Genomic DNA, 20164 nt, shown 5'->3' with positions numbered 1-20164 from the left:
TCCTTCGGGAGAGGGGGCCGACGCGGTCAGGAGCCGCAGAGCTGCTCGGGGGAGACCGGGGTGTGGGTGAGGTTCAGCCCGGTGGCGTTGCGGATGGCGTTGACGACGGCGGGCGTGGCCGAGATGGTGGGCGGCTCGCCGACCCCGCGTACGCCGTAGGGGGAGTGCGGGTCGGCACGCTCCAGGACCTCGATGCGCATGGGCGGGGTGTCGAGGATGGTCGGGATCAGGTAGTCGGTGAAGGAGGGGTTGCGGATCTTGCCGTCCTTGACCTTGATCTCCTCCATGACGGCCAGTCCGAGCCCCTGGGTCGACCCGCCCTGGATCTGCCCGACGACTGCGTCCGGGTTGACCGCCTTGCCGACGTCCTGGGCGCAGTCGAGCTGAATGACCTTGACCAGGCCCAGTTCGGTGTCGACCTCCACGACGGCGCGGTGCGCGGCGTAGGCGTGCTGGACGTGGACGCGCCGGCTCTGCCCGGTGACCGGGTCCATCTTGTACGTCTGCAGGTGGTGGTACTCGCGGGTCTCCTCGACCGGCTCCTCGCCCAGGACCTCCACGAGGTCGAGGACGGCGCCGGAGGCGCACACCACCTTGCCGCCGGCCAGGGAGAGCCCGGCCGGGTCCTCGCCGAAACGCCGCGCCACCCGCTCGAAGACCGCCTCCCGCACGGCCGTGCACGCCTCGCGGACGGCGCCGCCGGTGATGTACGTCTGGCGCGAGGCCGAACTCGACCCGGCGTCACCGATGTTGGTGTCCGCCGGGTGGATCGTCACCCGCTCCACGCCCAGTTCGGTGCGGGCGATCTGCTGGTGCACGGTGATCAGCCCCTGGCCGACCTCGGCCGCGGCGGTGTGGACCAGCGCGACCGGCGCACCCCCGATCACCTCCAGGCGCACCCGCGCGGTGGAGTAGTCGTCCACCCCCTCCGCGTAGGAGACGTTCTTGATGATCACGCTGTAGCCGACGCCCCGGACCACGCCCTCGCCGTGCGAGGTGTTGGAGAGCCCGCCGGGCAGCGTGCGGACGTCCCGGGGGAGGTCGGTGGACTCGGGCGGCAGCGGCATCCGCTCCAGACGGGCGAGGAGTTCGGCGACGGGGGCGGGGGAGTCGAGCACCTGCCCGGTGTGCAGGGAGTCCCCCTCCTCGACGGCGTTGAGCCGGCGCAGCCGGACCGGGTCCATCTCCAGGGCGGCCGCCAGCTTGTCCATCTGGAGTTCGTAGGCGAAGGCGGGCTGCACCGCGCCGAGGCCGCGCATCGCGCCGCAGGGCGGGTTGTTGGTGTACAGCCCCCAGCCCTCGATCCTGACGTTGGGCACCACGTAGGGGCCGGTGCCGAGCGAGGTGGCGTTGGAGACGACGACGGGGGTCTTCGAGGCGTACGCGCCGCCGTCGAAGTACATCCGCGCCTTCACGTAGACGAGCTTGCCGTCCTTGGTGGCGCCGTGCTCGTAGTACATCTTCGCGGGGTGGCGGTGGACGTGGCCGTAGAAGGACTCCAGCCGGTTGTAGACCATCTTCACGGGCCGGCCGGTGTGCAGGGCCAGCATGCAGCAGTGGATCTGCATGGAGAGGTCCTCGCGGCCGCCGAAGGCGCCGCCCACGCCGGACATGGTGAAGCGGACCTTCTCCAGCGGGAGGCCGAGGGCGTGGGCCGTCTGCCGCTGGTCGACGTGGAGCCACTGGGTGGCGAGGAAGAGGTCGACGCCGCCGTCCTCGTCGGGGATCGCCAGCCCGGACTCCGGCCCCAGGAACGCCTGGTCCTGCATGCCCATGGTGTACACGTCGGAGACCACGACCTCCGCCTCGGCCTCCGGGTCGCCCTTGACGACCGGCTGGTAGCGGACGATGTTGCCCTCGGGGTGCAGCTTCGGGAGGGTGTCGTCGTGCGCGGCCCGCTCGGGGTCGGTGACCGGCTCCAGGACCTCGTACTCCACGACGATCTTGGCCAGCGCCCGGCGCGCGGTCTCGGGGTGGTCGGCGGCGACCAGGGCCACGGGCTCACCCTGGTAGCGGACGATGTCCTCGGCGAGGACCGGGGTGTCGGAGACCTTCAGGCCGTAGACGTTCTCGCCCGGCACGTCCTGGTGGGTCAGGACCGCGTGCACACCGGGCTGCTTCAGCGCCTCCGAGATGTCCAGGGAGCTGATCCGGGCGTAGGGATGGGGGCTGCGCAGGGTGGAGCCCCAGAGCATGTCCTCGGCCCACAGGTCGGAGGAGTAGGCGTACTCCCCGGTGACCTTCAGAGTGCTGTCCGGGCGCAGCGGGCTGTCCCCGATCCCCCCGGTGACGGCTTCGTCGAGTCGCTGGGAGGTGCGGGCGGGGGAGGTCGGGTGGGACATCGGGAGGTCTCCGTCCTGGTGACGAGGCAGGGCCGGGCACGAGGTGCCGCCTCCCTGCGCCCGGGGGAGGGGCACTGCGACGCGCCGGGCGCCGTCGTACCGCGTACCAGGAGTAGACAGCCCGGGGACCACGGACAACCAGGCGTGGAAGACCTGAAACCGCGCCCCGGACGCCACACGATCTTCGTCGCTTCCTACAGGCGGGGTCCGGCCGCGCGGCCTGAGGAAATGCCTAAGCGGCCCGGTCGGAGGCGCTGCGCAGCACGCAGAACTCGTTGCCCTCGGGGTCGGCGAGGACCGCCCAGCCCGCGCCGTCGGCCTCGCGGCGGTCGGCGACGAGCGTCGCGCCGATCCCCAGCAGCCGCTCCACCTCCTGCTCGCGCGTGGTCTCGGGACGCAGGCACAGGTGGAGCCGGTTCTTGACCGTCTTGGGCTCGGGCACCTGGTGGAAGTAGAGGGCCGGGCTGCCCTCCGCCAGGGTCACCTGCACCTCCGGGTCACCCGGCCGGTCCGCCGCGTCCAGCGGACGCCCGGTCACCTCGCTCCAGAACCGCGCCAGCGCGTACGCGTCCGCACAGTTGATCGCCACGTTCTGCACCACTGAGACCATGCCGGTGATCTTTCCCTCTCCCCGCCCCGGACGCCAGCGCCGCGTCCGGGGCGGGGTGCCGCTCAGAGGCTGAAGCGCTCCGCCGCCAGGAGCGGGCGCAGCCGGGAGTGGAAACCTCCGCTGCGGAACGGGCGCTGGAGCAGGCCGGGGCGCAGGGCCTGGGCCAGGGAGGCCGCGATCATGCCCTGGTCGAGGGCGAGGACGAAGTCGCTGACCCGGCCGGTGTCCACGTTGACCGAGTCCCGGAAGCCGTACCCCTCGTGGTACGCGCCGAAGTCGCGGGCGAGACCGCGCAGGTTGGCGACGGCCTCGCGCGGGGCGTAGGGCAGGGCGAGGAAGGAGGCGTGCGGGGTGACCACGCCGTTGGTGAAGGCCGAGGGCGGCGGGAGGGGCGCGCCGTGGGTGGTGTGGGTGCGGTCGGTGTTGGAGGCGTAGCCGTCCACCTGCATGCCGAGCGCGTCGACGCCGTACTCCTGGTAGCCGCCCTCGGGCACGTTGGCGGGCGAGAAGCCCCAGTAGCCGTACCGGGCCTCGCGCAGGCCGTGGTCGATGTGGCCGCGCACGTACCGCCGGTGGTTGAGGCCCCAGGAGCGGGGCGACCAGCGGGCCTCGGGGACGAAGAGCGGCACCATCAGCGCCTCGAACAGGGAGCCGCCCCAGCTCGGGACCACCTTCCGGCCGCGGTGGGTGTAGTGCCCCTGCCAGACGCGGACGCCGTCCATCGTGACGTACGCGCCGCCGGGCGGCTGCTCCTGCTCGTGCTCGGGCAGCATGGTGCGCAGCAGGCGCCAGTAGTGCTCGGCGGGCAGGGAGCCGTCCGCGATGCCGAGGTAACTGGCCATGCGCGTCTCGGTGTTGAGGGCGCCGTAGTGGTGCTCGGTGAACTCCCCGGTGTCGGTCCAGGCGCCGCCGCGCAGCTGGCCGGGGCCGGCCACGGGGTCGGCGGGGTCGTAGGGCGTGTAGAAGTACGACCAGTCGGCGGCCTCCAGGATGCGGGCGATCCGGGGCCGCAGCGCGGGGGCGGCGTCGGCGGCGATCCGCAGGCCGGTGACGAGCCAGGCGTTGTCGACGGAGGAGAGGAACGGGCGGACCGGCTCCCCGGTGCCGGGCCACTCGGTGAGGACCGAACCGTCGTGGGCGTCGTACCAGTTGAGCCAGAAGCCGTGGTGGCGCTCCAGCCGCTCGACCGCCCGCACGGTGCGTTCCAGCGAGCGGATCATCGCGCTCTCGCCGGTCACGCCGAGCCCCGCGGCCGCCACCGCCGACCACAGCCCGCAGCCGATGTTGGTCGGCGAGGTCTGGCGGGAGACGACCGGCGCCGCCCCGCTGAGGTCGGCCTTGTCGGCGGTCAGGCCGAACTCGGTCGTCATCGCCTCCAGCGACCGGTAGGTGTCGCGGAACCAGCCCAGGAGCCGGAGGTCGCCGCCGGCCGGAGCGGCGGCGGCAGGGGCGGCGAGACCCCCGCAGGTGAGGGCGGCGGCGCCGGTTCCGGCGGCGGTGAGAAAGGTGCGGCGGTCCATCGGAAACCTCTCGGGGAAGGGGCGTCGGTGGCGGTGGGGGGAGCGCTCGGGCAGGAGGGGGCGGTGCGGGTGCCACCGTCCGTCAGGTAGCGGTGGCCCCCGCGCCGCAGGGAGCTGCCATCCCTTTGTATGCGCTTACAGGAAGCGCATACATCACCCTGGGGCAGGGCTGACCGCAAGGCGAGAGGGCGTCGGGTCACGCTTGCGCAACGTGGCCGCGCGGGACCGCCCCTGCCCCGCGCACGCAGCGGCCCGCCCGGTGCGCGAGGTCACCGGGCGGGCCGCTGCGGGGTGGTGCGCGTCAGTCCTGGCGGACCGGGGGGCGCGAGCGGGCGGGGAGCAGCTTGCGGAGCAGGGGCCAGGCCAGGATCAGCAGGATCAGGGCGTAGACGGTCACGGAGAACGGGGTGTTGACCAGGCCGGAGACGCTGCCGTCGCTGATCTGCAGGGCGCGGCGCAGCTGCTGCTCGGCGGCCGGGCCGAGGATGACGCCGATGACGGCGGGCAGCACCGGCAGCCCGTACCGCCGCATGCCGAACCCGATCAGGCCGATGACCAGCAGGATCACCAGGTCGACCGACTCGCCGCCGACCGCGTAGGCGCCGACCGCCGCGAAGAAGAGGATGCCGGCGTAGAGGTAGGGGCGGGGGATGCGCAGCAGCTTGGCCCAGACCGGGGCGAGCGGCAGGTTGAGGGCGAGCAGCAGCACCATGCCGACGAAGAGCGAGGCGATCAGGCCCCACACCAGCTCGGGTTCGCGTTCGAAGAGCAGCGGGCCCGGCTGGATGCCGTACTGCTGGAAGGCGGCGAGCATGACGGCGGCGACGGCGGTGGTCGGCAGCCCCAGGGTCAGCATCGAGACGAGGGTGCCGGCGGCCGAGGCGGAGGCGGCCGACTCGGGGCCCGCCACGCCCTCGATGGCGCCCTTGCCCCACTCCTCCTTGTGCTTGGAGAGCCGCTTCTCGCCCACGTACGACAGGAAGGTCGGGATCTCCGCGCCGCCGGCCGGGATCGCGCCGAACGGGAAACCGATGAACGGCCCGCGCAGCCACGGCTTCCAGGTGCGCTTGAGGTCCTCGCGGCCGAGCCAGGGGCGGCCGACCGGGATGGCCTCGGCGCTGGTGCGGCGCAGGTGGGCGGCGACCCACAGGGCCTCGCCGATGGCGAAGAGCCCGACCGCGACGATGACCACGTCCACGCCGTCGGCCAGCTGGAGCGAGCCGAAGGTCAGGCGCTGCTGGCCCGTCATCTGGTCGAGGCCGACCAGGCCGATGGTGAGGCCGATGAGGAGCGAGGCCAGGCCGCGTACCCGGGAGGAGCCGAGGACGGAGGTGACGGCGATGAAGGCCAGCACCATGATCGCCAGGTAGTCGGGGGCGCCGATGTCGACGGCCAGGCTCGCCACGGTCGGGGCGAGCGCGACCAGCAGGAGCGTGCCGATCATGCCACCGGCGAAGTGGCCGATGGCGGCGGCCGCGAGAGCCTGGGAACCCCGGCCGGCCTTGGCCATGGGGTTGCCCTCCATGGCGGCGACCACGGCGGCGGACTCGCCGGGGGTGTTGAGCAGGATGGAGGTGGTCGAGCCGCCGAACATCGCGCCGTAGTAGATCCCGGCGAACATGATGAAGGCGCCGGTCGGGTCGAGGCCGTAGGTGACGGGCAGCAGCAGGGCCACCGCCATCGCGGGGCCGATGCCCGGCAGGACGCCGATGGCGGTGCCGAGCAGGACGCCGACGGCGGCCCAGAGCAGGTTGAGCGGGGTGAGGGCGGTGCCGAACCCGTCGATCAGGGAGTTGAAGGCATCCATGTCACAGCACTCCCATCAGTGGTCCGCCGGGCAGCGGCACACCGAGCAGGTTGTTGAAGACGACGTAGGTGAAGAGCGCGAGGACGGCCGCGATCAGCGGGTCCCGGTCGATCCGGCGGCTGCCCAGCGCGTAGGCGGTACCCCAGAAGAGGAGCGCGCCGGCGACGGGGAAGCCCACCGGCTCGATCAGGACGGCGGTGGCCAGGAAGACCCCGACCAGCAGCAGGACGGTGCGCAGGTCGGCCGGTTCGTCCAGGTCGACGTCCTCGCCGCCCTCGGCCTCGCCGCGGCCGCCGCGCAGCACGTCCACGGCGAGCAGCACCGCGACGAGCAGCAGGCCCGCGCCGATCACCAGCGGGACGGTCCGCGGGCCGACCGGGCCGCGCTGGGAGATGTCGACGTCCATGGTGAGGGCGTCGGTGAGGACGAGGACGCCGAGCGCCAGCAGCAGGACGCTGACGCCGAGTTCGGAGTGCTCGCGCAGCCAGGCCCGGCGGCCGGACGGGGCCGGCCGCTCCTCGGGCACGGGCTCGGGGGTGGGTCCGGCGGTCACAGTCCCAGCTCCTTCAGTACGTCGACGACCCGCTTGTCCTCGGCGGCCAGGAAGTCGCCGAAGGCGTCACCGGTCAGGAAGGCGTCGTCCCAGCCGTTCCGCTTCATCGAGTCGCGCCACTCGGGGGAGTCGTGCAGCTCCTCCATCAGCGCGACCAGCCGGTCCCGTTCGCCGTCGGTGATCCCGGGCGGCGCCACCACGCCGCGCCAGTTGGTGAACTCGACGTCGTACCCGGCCTCCTGGAGCGTCGGCGCGTCCAGGCCCTTGGCGCGTTCGGGTCCGGTGACGGCCAGCAGCCGCAGTTCGCCGGACTCGATCTGGTCGAGGTACTCGCCGACTCCGGAGACCCCGAAGCCGATCTTGTTGCCCAGGATGGAGGCGAGCAGTTCGCCGCCGCCGTCGAAGGGCACGTAGTTGACCTCCTTCGGCGGGATGCCCGCGGCCTGCGCCATCTGCATCGGCGCGAGGTGGTCGGGGCCGCCGGGCGCCGAGCCGCCGCCGACCGAGACCTTCCCCGGGTTCTCCTTCCAGGCGTCGATGAGCTGGTCGATCGTCTTGTACGGGGAGTTCTTGGCGACCACCACGACGTCCGGCTCCTCGGTGAGCCGGGCGATGGGCGTGGTGTCGGCGAGCGTGCTGGGGGAGTGGTTGGAGCGGGCCGCGCCCACCACGCCCAGCCCCATGGACATGGCGAGCTTGCCGTTGCCGCGCTCGGAGACGAGCCGGCTGAGGCCCACGGTGCCGCCGGCTCCGGGGAGGTTGAACACCTCGACGTTGCGGATGAGTTCCGCGTCCTCGGCGTCCTTGACCAGGGTGCGGGCGGTGATGTCGTACCCCCCGCCGGGGGTGTTGGGAACCATGACGCGGAGTCCGGGGATGTGGGTGCCGGTGTCGGCGCCGCTGCCCTGGGTGAGCAGCGGCGGCCCCGCGAGCACCAGCAGTGCGGCCCCGAACAGGGCGAGGGGAGTGCGCAGACGCACGTGTGCCACCACCTGTCGGTCGAGTACGGGGGACCCGGGGCGCGGCCCACGGGTCCGGTGCGGGTTCTGTTCGTGAGGAGGCTCTGGCCCGCTTCGTGACGGACGAAGCGGCGAGGTGGCCCACATGTTGCCCGCGTGTTAACGGGCTGTCGCCCTTCCGCAATCAACGGACGTTGTGGTCGTTGTGGTCGCGGCCTACGCTGGCGCGATGCTCAGGGTCCTGGTGGTCGACGACGACTTCATGGTGGCGAAACTGCACAGCCGGCAGGTGGCCGCGACGGAGGACTGCGCGGTCGTCGGCGTCGCCCACACCGGGGCGGACGCGCTGCGCGCCGCCGAGCGGCTCCGCCCCGACCTGCTGCTGCTCGACGTCTACCTGCCCGACATGGACGGCATCAGCGTCCTGCGCAAACTGCGCGCCGCCGAGGAGCGCGCACTCGACTCCGGCCCCGGGACCGACGCGCTGTTCATCACGGCGGCCCGGGACGGCGCGACCGTACGCTCGGCGCTGCGCGCGGGCGCCCACCACTACCTGCTCAAACCCTTCCACCAGGCGGCCCTGCGCGAGCAGTTGCGGCACGTGGCGGCGGCGCGCTCCCGGCTCGGCGCCCTGGAGGTCGCCCGGCAGGAGGACGTGGACCAGCTCTTCGGCACCCGGCCGCCCGGCTCGCGGGAACTGCCCAAAGGGCTGGCGGCGCACACCGCGGAACTGGTCGAGCGGACCCTGCGGGACCACCCGGCGGGACTCTCCGCCGCCGAGTGCGCCGGCGCCGGTGCGCTCTCCCGGGTCAGTGCCCGCCGCTACCTGGAGTTCTTCGCCGAGACCGGCCGGGTCCAGGTCGCCCTGCGGTACGGCGGCACGGGCCGCCCGGAGCGCCGGTACACCTGGGTGGCGTAGCCGGGGCGCGGGTCAGCTCTCCCGCACCGGCGTCGAGGGCGCGATGTCGTACGCCTTCTGCACGAGGGCGGGGCGGCGCCCGTCGTTGAGTTCGCGGTCCCACTCCGCGGCGAGCTGTTCGCGGACCTGCGGCTCCATCTCCCCGGGGAGCAGATGGCGGTAGCGCCGGTCCTCGCCGAGCAGGACCCGGACCGTGGCGGCGTGCACCGGCTCCGGGTCGTACTGCTCGTGCGGGAAGGCGAGTGCCGAGTAGTCGAAGAGGCGCTCGGCGGGGTCGTCGCGCCACTCCTTCCACGTCTCGAACATGGTGTCGTTGAAGCCGGTGAGGAAGGGGCCCGGGTTGATCGTGGCCACCGTGACGCCGAACTCGGCCAGCTCCTGGTCGAGGGCGTCCGCGAACGCCTCCACGGCGTGCTTCGAGGCCGCGTACGCACCGGTGAACGGGTCGACGGTGAGGCCCGCGACCGAGGACATGAAGACGATCCGTCCGCTGCGCCGCCGGGCCATCCGCCTGGCGAGCGGCTGGGTGAGCAGGATCGGGCCGATGACGTTGACCTCGAACTGGCGGCGCAGGCGCTCGGCCGGGATGTCCACGGTCGACCCGCCTTCGGAGACGCCGGCGTTGTTGAGCAGCACCTCCACGTCCCAGTCGAGTGCCCGCTCCCGGTCGCCCGGGTCGGTGACGTCGAGCTTCTCGACGCGCAGCTCCACGCCCCGCTCCCGGGCCTCGGCCCGAACCGCGGAGACCTGCGCGATGATCTCCACCCCGGCGATCACGTCGTGTCCGTCGGCGGCGAGCCGCAGGGCGACCTCCTTGCCGAAGCCGCTGCCCGCGCCCGTGATGAGGATCGTCCCCGCCATCGAGGTCCCGCCTTTCCCGCCGTCGTCGGTGCACCCTGGCGCCGCCGTCGGAGGCGGGCCCGAGCCGACCATAAGCACGCCGCTCCAGGGAGGCCCGTGGAGCGGTCCGGCCGGGTGAACGGCGCTCAGGGAGCCGGGACCGGACCGCCCGGGCGGAACCGCTCGACGCCCACGATGTGCCGGACCTTCAGCGGGCGGACGACCACGGCGACCCGCTGCTCCCCGGGCATGATCCACTCGAACCGGTCGCTGCCCAGGTACTTGCGCGCCAGCCGGTCCATCCGGTCGTGCGCCTCGGGGCCCTCGACGAACCGCGCCACCTCGCCGCTGATCTGCACCCGGTCGAAGGGGTTCTCGGCGTCCGCGTGCGAGAGGTAGACGCGGGGGTCGTGGCGCAGGTTCTCCTCCTTCACCCGCCCCACCGAGGTGTTGAAGGTCAGCTCGTTCTCCCCTTCCAGGTCCACCCACATCGGGCTGACCTGCGGGGCTCCGTCGGGGAAGACGGTCCCGACGTACCAGATGAGGGGAGAGCGGAGGCGGGCACGGACGGCTTCGTCGAAGATCGCAGTCATCAATCGAGGCTAACAACCATGATCATGTACGGCGAAGCCCGGCCGTCCGGCCCCTGAACGGGGACGGACGGCCGGGCTTCGCCGTACCGGCTGCCGCTACGCCCTCAGGGCACCTGCACCCAGTCCAGGGTGCGTTCCACGGCCCGCTTCCAGTCCGCGTACCCCGCCGCGCGCTGCTCCTCGGTCCACTCCGGCTCCCAGCGCTTCGACTCGTGCCACTGGGAGCGCAGTTCGTCGGTGTCGCGCCAGAAGCCGACGGCCAGCCCGGCCGCGTAGGCGGCGCCGAGGGCGGTGGTCTCGGCGACCACCGGACGGCTGACCGGGACGCCGAGGACGTCGGCCTGGATCTGCATGCACAGGTCGTTGGCGGTGACCCCGCCGTCGACCTTGAGGACGTCGAGGTGGACGCCGGAGTCCTGCTCCATCGCCTCCACCACGTCGCGGCTCTGGTAGCAGATCGCCTCCAGCGTCGCCCGCGCCAGGTGGCCGCCGCTGTTGTACCGGGCCAGGCCGACGACCGCGCCCCGGGCGTCCGAGCGCCAGTAGGGGGCGAACAGACCGGAGAAGGCGGGTACGAAGTACATGCCCCCGTTGTCCTCGACGGTACGGGCCAGTTCCTCGCTCTCCGGCGCCGACTTGATGATCTTCAGCTGGTCGCGCAGCCACTGCACCGCGGAACCCGTCACCGCGATGGAGCCCTCCAGCGCGTACACCACCGGCTCGTCGCCGAACTTGTACGCCACCGTGGTCAGCAGCCCGTTCTCGGAACGGACCAGCTCCGTGCCGGTGTTCAGGACGAGGAAGTTGCCCGTGCCGTAGGTGTTCTTCGCCTCGCCGGGCGCGAAGCAGACCTGGCCGACGGTGGCCGCCTGCTGGTCGCCGAGGACCCCGCCGATCGGGACGGCGCCCCGCAGCGGCCGCGAGGTGCGCGTCGTGCCGTACGCCTGCGCGTCCGAGGACGGGTTGATGGTGGGCAGCATCGACCGGGGGATGCCGAAGAAGCCCAGCAGCTCGTCGTCCCAGTCGAGGGTCTCCAGGTTCATCAGCATGGTGCGGCTGGCGTTGGTCACGTCGGTGGCGTGGATGCCGCCGTCCGGACCGCCCGTGAGGTTCCACAGGACCCAGGCGTCGGTGTTGCCGAAGATCGCGTGGCCCGCCTCCGCGGCCTCCCGCACCCCCTCGACGTTCTCCAGGATCCACTGGATCTTGCCGCCCGAGAAGTACGTGGCCGGCGGGAGCCCCGCCTTGCGGCGGATGACGTCGCCGCGGCCCGAGCGTTCGAGGGCCGCCGCGATGGCGTCGGTCCGGGTGTCCTGCCAGACGATGGCGTTGTAGTAGGGGCGCCCGTTGCGCGGGTCCCAGACCACCGCCGTCTCACGCTGGTTGGTGATGCCGATGGCCGCCAGGTCGCTCGCCGCCAGCCCGCCGTACCGCAGGGCGTTCTGCATCACCGAGTTGGTGCGTTCCCAGATCTCCACCGGGTCGTGCTCCACCCAGCCGGAGCGGGGCAGGATCTGCTCGTGCTCCAGCTGGTGCTTGGCGACCTCGTTGCCGCCGTGGTCGAAGATCATGAATCGTGTGCTGGTGGTGCCTTGGTCCACCGCACCGATGAAGTCCGCCATGATGTGCTGCCTCTCCGGCTGGTGCCGTCAGCTCTCGGAACGCGGGGCGCGCCCGGGGGGCTCGGGGAGCGCGGTGGGCAGGAGCCGTCCGACGAAGAACTTGTACAGACCCGCTCCGAGCAGACCGCCGACCAGCGGGCCCAGGATGGGCACCCAGAAGTAGAAGTTCCCGTACTGATCTCGCCATGCCCCGCCGTATCCGGTGAGGAAGCTGGCGAGCCTCGGGCCGAAGTCGCGGGCGGGGTTGATCGCGTAGCCCGCGTTGGTGCCCCACGCCATGCCGATGCCGACCACGATCAGGCCCGTGATGAACGGGCCCATGTTGGCGGCCGGCGCCGTGTTGAGCATGTCGGTGACCGCCATGATGAGCAGCAGCAGGATCGCGGTGCCGATCACCTGGTCGCGGAACGCGCCCCACTCGTGCACCGGCAGCGCCGGGTTGCCGTTGGCCGGCAGGGTGGAGAAGACGGTCTGCGTCTTGACGGTGTGGCCGGGGTCGATCTTGGCCAGCGCCTCGCTGTAGTTCCAGCGGACCAGCAGGGCCGCGACGAAGGCACCGGCCGTCTGCGCCAGCGCGTAGGGCAGCACCTTGGCCCAGGAGAAGCCCCGGAACGCGGCGAGGGCCACGGTCACCGCGGGGTTCAGGTGGGCGCCGCTCAGCCGCGCCGCCACGTAGACGCCCATGGTGACACCCAGGCCCCACGCCCACGAGATGCTGTCGTGGTCCCCGAGGCCGCCGGGCGGGTCGGTCAGTTCGCCCGCGGCCACCTGGGCCACCACACCGCATCCGAAGAGAATGAGGATCATCGTGCCGGCGAACTCCGCCGACATCTCCTTCAACAGTCCCGACTTCGCACGTGGCTCAGCCATCGAAGCTCGCCCTCCGCCGGCGGGGCCGGCACTCGACATCCCGAGCAGTGCGAGCAGGCTATGGTTCCGGACCGATCACCGCACACCAGGACGAACCAGGTGTGGCAGACGGGTGGTTCGGCGGGCCGGGAGCGGCTCCGGCGCCCGCCTCAGGTGGCGTCCGGCACCTCCTCGCCGGCGGCCTTCGGGGTGTGCGCCTCGCGCCGGCGCCGGGCGTCCTCGTCGGTGTGCGCGTCGTACGTGACGAGCTTGGGCAGGGCGGCGGTCAGCAGGCCCACCGAGACGACGCAGGCGAGGCCGCCGGTCCAGATGGCCGGGCGGGCGCCGGTCCAGCCGGCCATCGCGCCCGCCCGCACCTGGCCGAGCTGCGGGCCGATGCTGTAGGAGAGGACCTCGATCCCGGCCAGCCGGCCGCGGAGTCCGTCGGGGATGGTCTGGTTCCAGATGGTGGAGCGGCCCAGTCCGCTGAGCATGTCGCCCGCCCCGGCCAGCGCCAGGCAGACCAGCACCAGCCAGACGTTCGACATCCACCCCGCCGCCGCGATGGCCAGCCCCCAGCCGGTGGCGCCGAAGACGACCAGCAGCCCGTGCCGCCGCATCCGCGAGGCCCAGCCGCTGGTCAGGCTCACCAACAGGGAGCCCACCGACCCGGCCGCGTACATCAGGCCCAGCGACCAGTCGGCGTCCAGTTCGTCGGCGAGGAAGGGGAAGATCGTGTTCGGGAAGGCGAAGAACATCGCCGCCAGGTCGATCGCGTACGTCCCCAGCAGCACCGGCCGCGACCAGGCGTAGCGCGCCCCTTCCGCGATCCCCCGCAACGAGGGCTTCGCGGCGTTCTCGGAGGGCGGGGCCGGGGAGAGCCGCAGGCACATCAGCACCGACACGGCGAAGCAGGTCACCGTGGTGGCGTACGCGGGGACGTTGCCCGCGTACGCGACGACCAGGCCGGCCGCGGCGGGGCCGGCGATGGCCCCGGCCTGCCAGCGCAGCGCGTTGAGGGCGGCCGCCGCGGCCAGTTGCTCGTGCGGCACGATCCGGGCCAGCAGGGAGTCCAGCGCGGGGCGTTGCAGCCCCGCCAGCGCGGCCACGCCCGCCGCGACCACGTACAGCGGCCAGAGCATCGGCTCCGGCAGCATCGAGTTGACCAGCAGGATCAGCGCCAGCAGCCCGAGCCCCGCCTCGGTCGACACGATGACCCGCGCCCGGTCCACGGCGTCCGCCAGCGCCCCGCCGTACAGCCCGAAGACGACCAGCGGGACCAGCTCGACCGCGCCCATCGCCCCCACGGCCAGCGGCGACCCGGTCAGCTCCTTGATCTGGAGCGGCAGCGCGACCAGCGCCATGGTGGAGCCGAAGAAGGTGATGAGGCCCTGCCCCCACAGCAGCCGGAAGTCACGCGAGGAGCGCCAGGGAGAGAGGTCGGGCAGGACGGCCGCGAACGTCGGCTTCACGGGCGGCCGCCTTCACGCGGGCGGGACGGGGGCATGGCGGTACTCCACGAGGTGCTGGGGCCGAAGGTGCCGGTTCACCCACGCCCGGCCACAGGGCGGTCGTCGTGGAGTGGCTGCGCGCAGCCGGAGCGAGCAACTTAGGCAAGGCTTACTTGCAGGGTGCACTGTAGAAGCGTGCCCACCGCTGCCGCAATCGATGGATCGGGACACCCGATGTAGTGATCCGGGCAGGCCCGCACCCCTCTCCCGACGCTTCGCGCCTCCCGCCTCGCACCCCCTTCTCTCCCAAATCGTGACTTTCCTCCCATAGCGGTACGCTGATTCGGGCGGTGCCGGGGGGATGACGCTGCTCCACGCCTGGGCGCCGGCACGGACGTCCAGCCCTATGACGCGCGGGAGGAAAGATGAGCAACCCCGAGCAGGACCCCAACCAGCAGGAAGGCCCCGCGGACGGTGGCGCGGCCGGCACGCCGGGTGTCCATGACGGTGGTGCCGACGGAGCCGCGGAGGGTCCGGCGGACGGCGGCGCGGCGGGTACCCCCGGTGTCCACGACGGTGGTGCCGACGGCGGTGCGGAAGGCCCGGCGGACGGCGGTGCGGCCGGTACGCCCGGCGTGCACGACGGCGGAGCCGACGGAGCCGCGGAAGGACCCGCGGACGGCGGCGCGGCGGGCACGCCCGGTGTCCACGACGGTGGTGCCGACGGCGGCGCGGCCGGGACGCCCGGCGTCCACGACGGTGGTGCCGACGGCAGCGCCGATGGGCCCGGCCGGGGCCGTTGACCACTCTCCGGACCGCACACGAGGACCCCGGCGCCACCGGCCCCGGGGTCCTCGAAGCGCGTCTGACGGGGCTGAGCCGTGCGGAGTTCGCCCGCGACTTCTGGGCGCGCACCGCCCTGCTCAACCGCCGCGCCGGTGACTTCTCCGACCTCTTCTCCGCCGCCGCCGTCGACGAACTGATCGCCCGCCGGGGACTGCGCACCCCCTTCCTGCGCGTCGCCAGGAACGGGGCCACGCTCCCCGACACCGCCTACACCTCGCCCGCCGGCGTCGGCGCCACCATCGCCGACCAGCTCGACGACACGGCCCTGTGGCGCGAGTTCGCCGACGGCGCCACCCTCGTCCTGCAGGCGCTGCACCGCACCTGGCAGCCGGTCGCGGAGTTCTGCGCCGGGCTCGGCACGGAACTGGGCCACCCCGTACAGGCCAACGCCTACGTCACCCCGCCGCAGAACCGCGGCTTCGACGACCACTACGACGTCCACGACGTCTTCGTCCTCCAGATCGAGGGCACCAAGCGCTGGCTCGTCCACCGGCCCGTCCACCCCGACCCGCTCCGCGACCAGCCCTGGACCGACCGCCGCCCGGCCGTCGCCGAGGCCGCCGCGAGCGAGCCGTACCTCGACGTGGTGCTCGCCCCCGGCGACGTCCTGTACCTCCCGCGCGGCTGGCTGCACGCCGCCGAGGCGCAGGGCGCCGTCTCGGTCCACCTGACCCTGGGCATCCACACCTGGACCCGGTACACGCTGGCCGAACAGCTCGCCCAGGCCGCGCTGGCCACCCTGCGCGAGGACCCCGCGCTGCGCGCCACGCTCCCGCTCGGCGTGGACGGGCCCGGCGGCGACCTGGAACTGGTCCGCGCAAGCCTCACCGCCGCCCTGGCCCAGGCCGACCCCGCCCCGCTCTTCCACCGGGCCCGGCGCGCGCAGGGCCGACCCGCACCGCTGGGACCGCTGGCCCAGCTCGCGGCCGTCGACACGCTCGGCCCCGACACGCCCGTACGGCTGCGCGGAGCGCTCGCACCCCGGCTGGAGGGCAACCGCCTCACCACCCGGGCCGGCTGGCTCGAATTCCCGGACACCGAACTCCCGGCCGTGGCCCGCCTGCTCGACGGTGCGCCCCACCGCGCCGGTGACCTGGGCGTCGCCCTCGTCGCGCGGCTGCTGCGGGCGGGCGTTCTGGTCCCCGACGACGAGCGCGCCGCCGACGGTGACTGACCTCCCCCGCTTCTTCTGCGCCGACGCGGCCCGCCGACGCGGCGACCCGCTCGCCGGGACCGCGCCGTTCGGCCTCGTCTGGGTCCTCATCGAGTACCCGGGCGGCTGGCCCCCCAACGGCTTCGACGGCCTCGACCTCGAACCGGGCGTCAAGGCCCTGGTGTTCGCCGCCGCCCAGTCGGTCAAGGCCCGCATCCTCCTGATCCGCCGCCACGGCCGCCGCACGCTCGGCGGCCCGCGCCGCTGGGCCGTCCTGCGGTACGCCGGCTCCGGTGCCCACCACCAGCAGTGGGGGACCTGGACCCGCGACGAGGAACTGGCCGGGATCGTCGCCGCCCTGGCCGCCCCCGGCGAGCCGGGCCTGCCGCCCGTCGTCCTCGTCTGCGCCCACGGCCTGCACGACACCTGCTGCGCGGTCCGCGGCCGGCCCGCCGCCCGCGCCCTGAGCCGGCTGCACCCCGGCCTCGTCTGGGAGTCGACCCACGTCGGCGGCGACCGCTTCGCCGCCAACGTGGTCGTCCTGCCCGACGGCGTCTACTACGGCGGCCTCGACGCCGCCACCGCGGTCACCACGGTCGAGGAACACCTGCGCGACCGCGTCCACGCCGGCCACCTGCGCGGATACACCGACCTCGTCCCCGCCCAGCAGGTGGCGGTCGGCGCCGCCCTCCAGCACTTCGGCCCCGCCGGCCGCCACGCCTGGACGGTCACCGCCACCACCCGCCTCGACGACCACTGGCACGTCCACCTCACCGGCCATCCCCCGCACCCGGCCCTCCTCGACGTGGAGGTCCGCTCCCACCGCACGCCCCCACGCCAACTGACCTGCCGCGGCCTGGCCCGAAGCTCGACGGTCGTCTACGAGGCCACCGGGCTGCGCTGGGACTGACCTCACCGCTGCCCCGTGACGTACGCGCTCGCGGCATCCGGGGTCACGGGCCCGCCCGGCCGGCGAGACAGGAGACGACGGCTTCGCAGAGGCCGCAGCCCTCGCCGGTGCCATGAGGCGGGCAGGCTCGTGGACCGCTCCGGCGACCTCGCCCACGCCGCTTTCCTCGCGGTCCACGTCCTGTGCGGCGCCGTGACCTGTAGGGCGTACGCCCGCCAGGCCGCCTGAGGCCGGGCCCTGCCCGTCAGGCCCCGGAGCGGCACCGTTCCGGGGCCCGGTCCTGCCCGCACGTCGCCACGGCGTAGGTCACCAGCCCGTACGCGAGGTGCGGGACGATGTCCGAGGCCCAGTCCTTGCCCGACCAGGTCCGTGGATCGCTGACCTTCGTCCCCGCCATCGGGAGGTCGGCGGCGGCCATGGCCAGCGCGCCGGTGAGGGGACCGCCCACCCACCACGGCAGGCGCAGGCCCGCGCCGTGCAGGACGGCGACGGCGGCCCCGGTGCCGCAGCCCGCGGCGATGCCCGCCAGGGCGCCGAGGCCGGTGAGCCGGTTGGTCCGGGTGGGGCCCTCGCCGGGGACCGGGTGCCCGGTGTCCTCGGCGAGCCGCTCGACGACCTCGCCGGGGGCTCCGCTGGAGCCTCTTCCCCGGTAGGCCATGTCCCCGTAGGTCACGGCGTCCAGCACGGTGGTGCCGGCGGCGCCGGCGATCAGGCCTCGGACAAGGTTTCGCAGCATGCCCGAGGGGGTTCCCGGTCACCGCCTTGTCTGAAACCTCCCTTTCGTGCGGCCGGGGTGTCGCCGCGCACGCCCCGGCATCGCGGGATTCCGGCACCCGGCCGCGGACGGCGGTACGCGGGCGGACGGTGCGGGGGCGGCGGCGATCACCTGTGGTGGACTGGGGGCACCCCGGCGCGACGCCCTGGACCGGAAGTGGTGATCTCCATCCGCATCGACCTCAACGCCGACCTCGCCGAAGGCTTCGGACGCTGGGAACTCGGCGACGACGACGCCCTCCTGACGGTGGTGACCAGCGCCAACGTGGCCTGCGGCTTCCACGCGGGCGACCCCACCGTCATCCGGGGCGCCTGCCGCCAGGCAGCCGCCGGACGCGTCGCGGTCGGCGCCCAGGTCGGCTACCGCGACCTCGCCGGATTCGGGCGCCGCTTCATCGACGTACCGCCCGGCGAACTCGCCGACGACGTGCTCTACCAGATCGGCGCCCTCGACGGACTGGCCCGCGCCTCCGGCACCCGGGTGCGGTACGTCAAGCCGCACGGCGCGCTCTACAACGCGATCGTCCACCACGAGGAGCAGGCCGGGGCCGTGGTCGCGGCCGTCCGCGCCTGGGACCCGGGGACGCCGGTGCTCGGTCTGCCCGGGTCGCGCTGGCTGGCGCTGGCCGAGGCGGCCGGACTCCCGGTCTACCGCGAGGCGTTCGCCGACCGCGCCTACACGCCCTTCGGCACGCTGGTCCCGCGCCGGGAGCGCGGCGCGGTGCTGCACGATGCCGAGGAGATCGCCGAACGGTGCGTCCGCCTCGCCCGTGGCGAGCCCATCACCGCGATCGACGGCACCCCGCTCGTCGTCCACGCCGACTCGCTCTGCGTGCACGGCGACACCCCGGGCGCCGTGGTCGTCGCCCTCGCCGTCCGTGAGCGGCTGGAGGCCGAGGGGATCACCCTGCGCGCCTTCACCGGGGAGGAGGGCTGACGTGAGGTTCCTGCCCTGCGCCGACCAGGGGCTGCTGGTCGACACCGGCTCGCTCGACGAGGCCCTGGCCCTCTACCGCGCGCTGGAGGAGAGCCCGCCGACGGGCGTCGAGGACCTGGTCCCGGCGGCCCGCACGGTCCTGCTGCGACTGGCGCCCGGCGCCGACCCGGCCCGGGTCGAACAGGCCGTGCGCGGCCTGGAGCCGGGCGAGGCCCGGACCGGCACGGGCGAGCTGGTGCGGATTCCCGTGGTGTACGACGGGGAGGACCTGCCCGGCGTCGCGGAGCTGACCGGCCTGCCGGTCCGCGAGGTCGTCCGGCTGCACATCTCGCCCATCTGGACGGTCGCCTTCGGCGGTTTCGCCCCCGGCTTCGGCTACCTCACCGGCGGCCCACCGGAACTGACCGTGCCCCGGCGCGCCGAGTCCCGCACCCGCGTCCCGGCCGGAGCGGTCGGCCTGGCCGGCGAGTACAGCGGCGTCTACCCGCGCCCCTCCCCGGGCGGCTGGCAGCTCATCGGCCGTACGGAGCTGGAGCTGTGGCGCGAGGACCGCACACCCCCCGCCCTGCTGCGGCCCGGCGTCCGGGTCCGCTTCGAGGAGGCGGGACAGCCATGAGCGGGGACGCCCTGGAGATCGTGGCCACCGGGCCGCTGGCCACCGTGCAGGACCTCGGCCGGCCCGGGCTGGCCGCCATCGGGGTCGGCGCGTCGGGCGCCGCCGACCGCTCGGCCCTGCGCCTCGCCAACCGCCTCGTCGGCAACCCGGAAGGCGCCGCCGCCGTCGAGGCCACCCTCGGCGGACTCGCCGTACGCGCCCTGCGCCCGCTGACCGTGGCGGTGACTGGAGCCCCGGCACCGCTCAGCACCGGAGCGGCCCGGTCGGTGATCCAGCTCGCCGAGGGGGAGCGCCTGGAACTGGGAACACCCCCGGCGGGACTGCGGAGTTACCTCGCGGTGCGCGGCGGGCTCACCGTCCCCGAGGTACTCGGCTCGCGCTCCCGCGACCTCCTCGCCGCCCTGGGCCCGCCCCCGCTCGCCCCCGGCGACGTACTCCCGGCCGGTCCGGCCCCCGCCGCCTTCCCCTGCGTCGACCTGGCACCCGTACGCACCGCTTTCGGCGGCGAGCCGGAGCTGCGCGTGGCACTGGGGCCGCGCGACGACTGGTTCACCCCCGAGGCCGTACGCCGCCTCCTGGCCGAGCCGTGGACGGTCGGCGCGGCCAGCGACCGGGTCGGCATGCGCCTCGAAGGCCCCGCACTGGAACGCGCCGTCGGCGGCGAACTCCCCAGCGAGGGCATGGTCCCCGGCGCCCTCCAGGTGCCGCCCGGCGGCCGCCCCGTCCTCTTCCTGGCCGACCACCCGGTGACCGGCGGCTACCCGGTCGTCGCCTGCGTCCTCCGTGCCGACCTGGACCTCGCCGCCCAGGCCCGGCCGGGGCAGACCCTGCGGTTCCGGGTGGCGCGGGGCTGAGCCGGCGGG

The 20164-nt window shown here is 73.7% G+C and carries 19 protein-coding genes; 7 read left to right on the top strand and 12 right to left on the bottom strand.

Annotated elements, in window-relative coordinates; all coding sequences use genetic code 11:
• Window positions 1–26 precede the first annotated feature (26 nt).
• The 6 genes from pucD to IF45_RS0101850 form a co-directional block, all read right to left on the bottom strand.
• Window positions 27–2342: a xanthine dehydrogenase subunit D gene (gene pucD, locus IF45_RS0101875; RefSeq protein ID WP_008410035.1), complete on the bottom strand. Its 2316-nt coding sequence runs from the start codon at window positions 2340–2342 to the stop codon at window positions 27–29.
• A gap of 232 nt (window positions 2343–2574) precedes the next feature.
• The gene (locus tag IF45_RS0101870) at window positions 2575–2952 is read right to left on the bottom strand and encodes a VOC family protein (protein ID WP_030305067.1); all 378 of its coding nucleotides are present in this window, start codon (window positions 2950–2952) and stop codon (window positions 2575–2577) included.
• Window positions 2953–3014: 62 nt separating this feature from the next.
• On the bottom strand, window positions 3015–4472 hold the full coding sequence (locus IF45_RS0101865; RefSeq protein WP_030305066.1) for a glucoamylase family protein: 1458 nt from the start codon (window positions 4470–4472) through the stop codon (window positions 3015–3017).
• Between the two features lie 301 nt (window positions 4473–4773).
• Window positions 4774–6279 carry a tripartite tricarboxylate transporter permease gene (locus IF45_RS0101860; protein ID WP_003946645.1) on the bottom strand — a complete coding sequence of 502 codons (1506 nt, stop codon included), beginning with the start codon at window positions 6277–6279 and terminating at the stop codon, window positions 4774–4776.
• Between the two features lies 1 nt (window position 6280).
• Complete coding sequence (locus IF45_RS0101855) at window positions 6281–6832, bottom strand: tripartite tricarboxylate transporter TctB family protein (protein WP_008410027.1); 552 nt, start codon at window positions 6830–6832, stop codon at window positions 6281–6283.
• Window positions 6829–7812 (bottom strand): Bug family tripartite tricarboxylate transporter substrate binding protein, encoded by a 984-nt coding sequence (locus IF45_RS0101850; protein WP_018894117.1) that lies wholly within the window; start codon window positions 7810–7812, stop codon window positions 6829–6831. Before IF45_RS0101850 ends, IF45_RS0101855 begins: the two co-directional genes overlap by 4 nt.
• A 208-nt stretch (window positions 7813–8020) precedes the next feature.
• Here IF45_RS0101850 and IF45_RS0101845 point away from each other — a divergent pair, with 208 nt between their 5' ends.
• Window positions 8021–8710: a response regulator gene (locus IF45_RS0101845; RefSeq protein ID WP_030305065.1), complete on the top strand. Its 690-nt coding sequence runs from the start codon at window positions 8021–8023 to the stop codon at window positions 8708–8710.
• 12 nt (window positions 8711–8722) lie between these two features.
• Here IF45_RS0101845 and IF45_RS0101840 read toward each other — a convergent pair whose 3' ends face one another.
• From IF45_RS0101840 to IF45_RS0101820, 5 genes are all read right to left on the bottom strand, one after another.
• Window positions 8723–9571: an SDR family oxidoreductase gene (locus IF45_RS0101840; protein WP_008410021.1), complete on the bottom strand. Its 849-nt coding sequence runs from the start codon at window positions 9569–9571 to the stop codon at window positions 8723–8725.
• Between the two features lie 125 nt (window positions 9572–9696).
• The gene (locus tag IF45_RS0101835) at window positions 9697–10143 is read right to left on the bottom strand and encodes a TIGR03618 family F420-dependent PPOX class oxidoreductase (RefSeq protein WP_003946640.1); all 447 of its coding nucleotides are present in this window, start codon (window positions 10141–10143) and stop codon (window positions 9697–9699) included.
• Between the two features lie 104 nt (window positions 10144–10247).
• Window positions 10248–11765: a glycerol kinase GlpK gene (glpK, locus tag IF45_RS0101830; RefSeq protein ID WP_003946639.1), complete on the bottom strand. Its 1518-nt coding sequence runs from the start codon at window positions 11763–11765 to the stop codon at window positions 10248–10250.
• 27 nt (window positions 11766–11792) lie between these two features.
• Window positions 11793–12635, bottom strand: a complete 843-nt coding sequence (locus tag IF45_RS0101825) for an MIP/aquaporin family protein (RefSeq protein WP_030305062.1) — start codon at window positions 12633–12635, stop codon at window positions 11793–11795.
• A 149-nt stretch (window positions 12636–12784) separates the two neighbouring features.
• A complete protein-coding gene (locus IF45_RS0101820) occupies window positions 12785–14086 on the bottom strand; it encodes an MFS transporter (protein ID WP_030305060.1) in 1302 nt (433 codons plus the stop codon).
• Window positions 14087–14490: 404 nt separating this feature from the next.
• Here IF45_RS0101820 and IF45_RS34345 point away from each other — a divergent pair, with 404 nt between their 5' ends.
• Genes IF45_RS34345 through IF45_RS0101805 form a run of 3 tightly spaced genes read left to right on the top strand, consistent with a single transcriptional unit; the run spans window position 14491 to window position 16974 of the window.
• A complete protein-coding gene (locus tag IF45_RS34345) occupies window positions 14491–14868 on the top strand; it encodes a BatC protein (protein WP_078842825.1) in 378 nt (125 codons plus the stop codon).
• Window positions 14865–16085, top strand: a complete 1221-nt coding sequence (locus IF45_RS0101810; RefSeq protein ID WP_030305057.1) for a cupin domain-containing protein — start codon at window positions 14865–14867, stop codon at window positions 16083–16085. Before IF45_RS34345 ends, IF45_RS0101810 begins: the two co-directional genes overlap by 4 nt.
• On the top strand, window positions 16078–16974 hold the full coding sequence (locus IF45_RS0101805; RefSeq protein ID WP_008410009.1) for a ferredoxin family protein: 897 nt from the start codon (window positions 16078–16080) through the stop codon (window positions 16972–16974). Before IF45_RS0101810 ends, IF45_RS0101805 begins: the two co-directional genes overlap by 8 nt.
• Window positions 16975–17218: 244 nt before the next feature.
• Here the strand turns inward: IF45_RS0101805 and IF45_RS0101795 are convergent, their stop codons facing one another.
• Window positions 17219–17710: a hypothetical protein gene (locus tag IF45_RS0101795; RefSeq protein WP_003946632.1), complete on the bottom strand. Its 492-nt coding sequence runs from the start codon at window positions 17708–17710 to the stop codon at window positions 17219–17221.
• A gap of 195 nt (window positions 17711–17905) precedes the next feature.
• Here IF45_RS0101795 and IF45_RS0101790 point away from each other — a divergent pair, with 195 nt between their 5' ends.
• The 3 genes from IF45_RS0101790 to IF45_RS0101780 are packed head-to-tail and all read left to right on the top strand — an operon-like array spanning window position 17906 to window position 20155.
• Window positions 17906–18685 (top strand): LamB/YcsF family protein, encoded by a 780-nt coding sequence (locus IF45_RS0101790; RefSeq protein ID WP_020571983.1) that lies wholly within the window; start codon window positions 17906–17908, stop codon window positions 18683–18685.
• Window position 18686: 1 nt separating this feature from the next.
• Entirely contained in the window at window positions 18687–19301 is a 615-nt protein-coding gene (locus IF45_RS0101785) for a 5-oxoprolinase subunit B family protein (RefSeq protein WP_030305044.1), read from the top strand.
• Window positions 19298–20155 carry a 5-oxoprolinase subunit C family protein gene (locus IF45_RS0101780; RefSeq protein WP_030305042.1) on the top strand — a complete coding sequence of 286 codons (858 nt, stop codon included), beginning with the start codon at window positions 19298–19300 and terminating at the stop codon, window positions 20153–20155. The genes IF45_RS0101785 and IF45_RS0101780 overlap by 4 nt, the downstream gene beginning before the upstream one ends.
• Window positions 20156–20164: the final 9 nt, after the last annotated feature.

It is taken from the genome of Streptomyces albidoflavus, from assembly GCF_000719955.1.
GTDB classification, from domain to species: Bacteria; Actinomycetota; Actinomycetes; order Streptomycetales; family Streptomycetaceae; genus Streptomyces; species Streptomyces albidoflavus.
This window is presented reverse-complemented; position numbering and strand designations above follow the sequence as displayed.

Coding starts and splice junctions, on each gene's coding strand:
- pucD (WP_008410035.1), bottom strand. CDS start 2,342: ATGTCCCACCCGACCTCCCCCGCCCGCACCTCCCAGCGACTCGACGAA.
- IF45_RS0101870 (WP_030305067.1), bottom strand. CDS start 2,952: ATGGTCTCAGTGGTGCAGAACGTGGCGATCAACTGTGCGGACGCGTAC.
- IF45_RS0101865 (WP_030305066.1), bottom strand. CDS start 4,472: ATGGACCGCCGCACCTTTCTCACCGCCGCCGGAACCGGCGCCGCCGCC.
- IF45_RS0101860 (WP_003946645.1), bottom strand. CDS start 6,279: ATGGATGCCTTCAACTCCCTGATCGACGGGTTCGGCACCGCCCTCACC.
- IF45_RS0101845 (WP_030305065.1), top strand. CDS start 8,021: ATGCTCAGGGTCCTGGTGGTCGACGACGACTTCATGGTGGCGAAACTG.
- IF45_RS0101840 (WP_008410021.1), bottom strand. CDS start 9,571: ATGGCGGGGACGATCCTCATCACGGGCGCGGGCAGCGGCTTCGGCAAG.
- IF45_RS0101835 (WP_003946640.1), bottom strand. CDS start 10,143: ATGACTGCGATCTTCGACGAAGCCGTCCGTGCCCGCCTCCGCTCTCCC.
- glpK (WP_003946639.1), bottom strand. CDS start 11,765: ATGGCGGACTTCATCGGTGCGGTGGACCAAGGCACCACCAGCACACGA.
- IF45_RS0101825 (WP_030305062.1), bottom strand. CDS start 12,635: ATGGCTGAGCCACGTGCGAAGTCGGGACTGTTGAAGGAGATGTCGGCG.
- IF45_RS34345 (WP_078842825.1), top strand. CDS start 14,491: ATGAGCAACCCCGAGCAGGACCCCAACCAGCAGGAAGGCCCCGCGGAC.
- IF45_RS0101795 (WP_003946632.1), bottom strand. CDS start 17,710: ATGCTGCGAAACCTTGTCCGAGGCCTGATCGCCGGCGCCGCCGGCACC.
- IF45_RS0101780 (WP_030305042.1), top strand. CDS start 19,298: ATGAGCGGGGACGCCCTGGAGATCGTGGCCACCGGGCCGCTGGCCACC.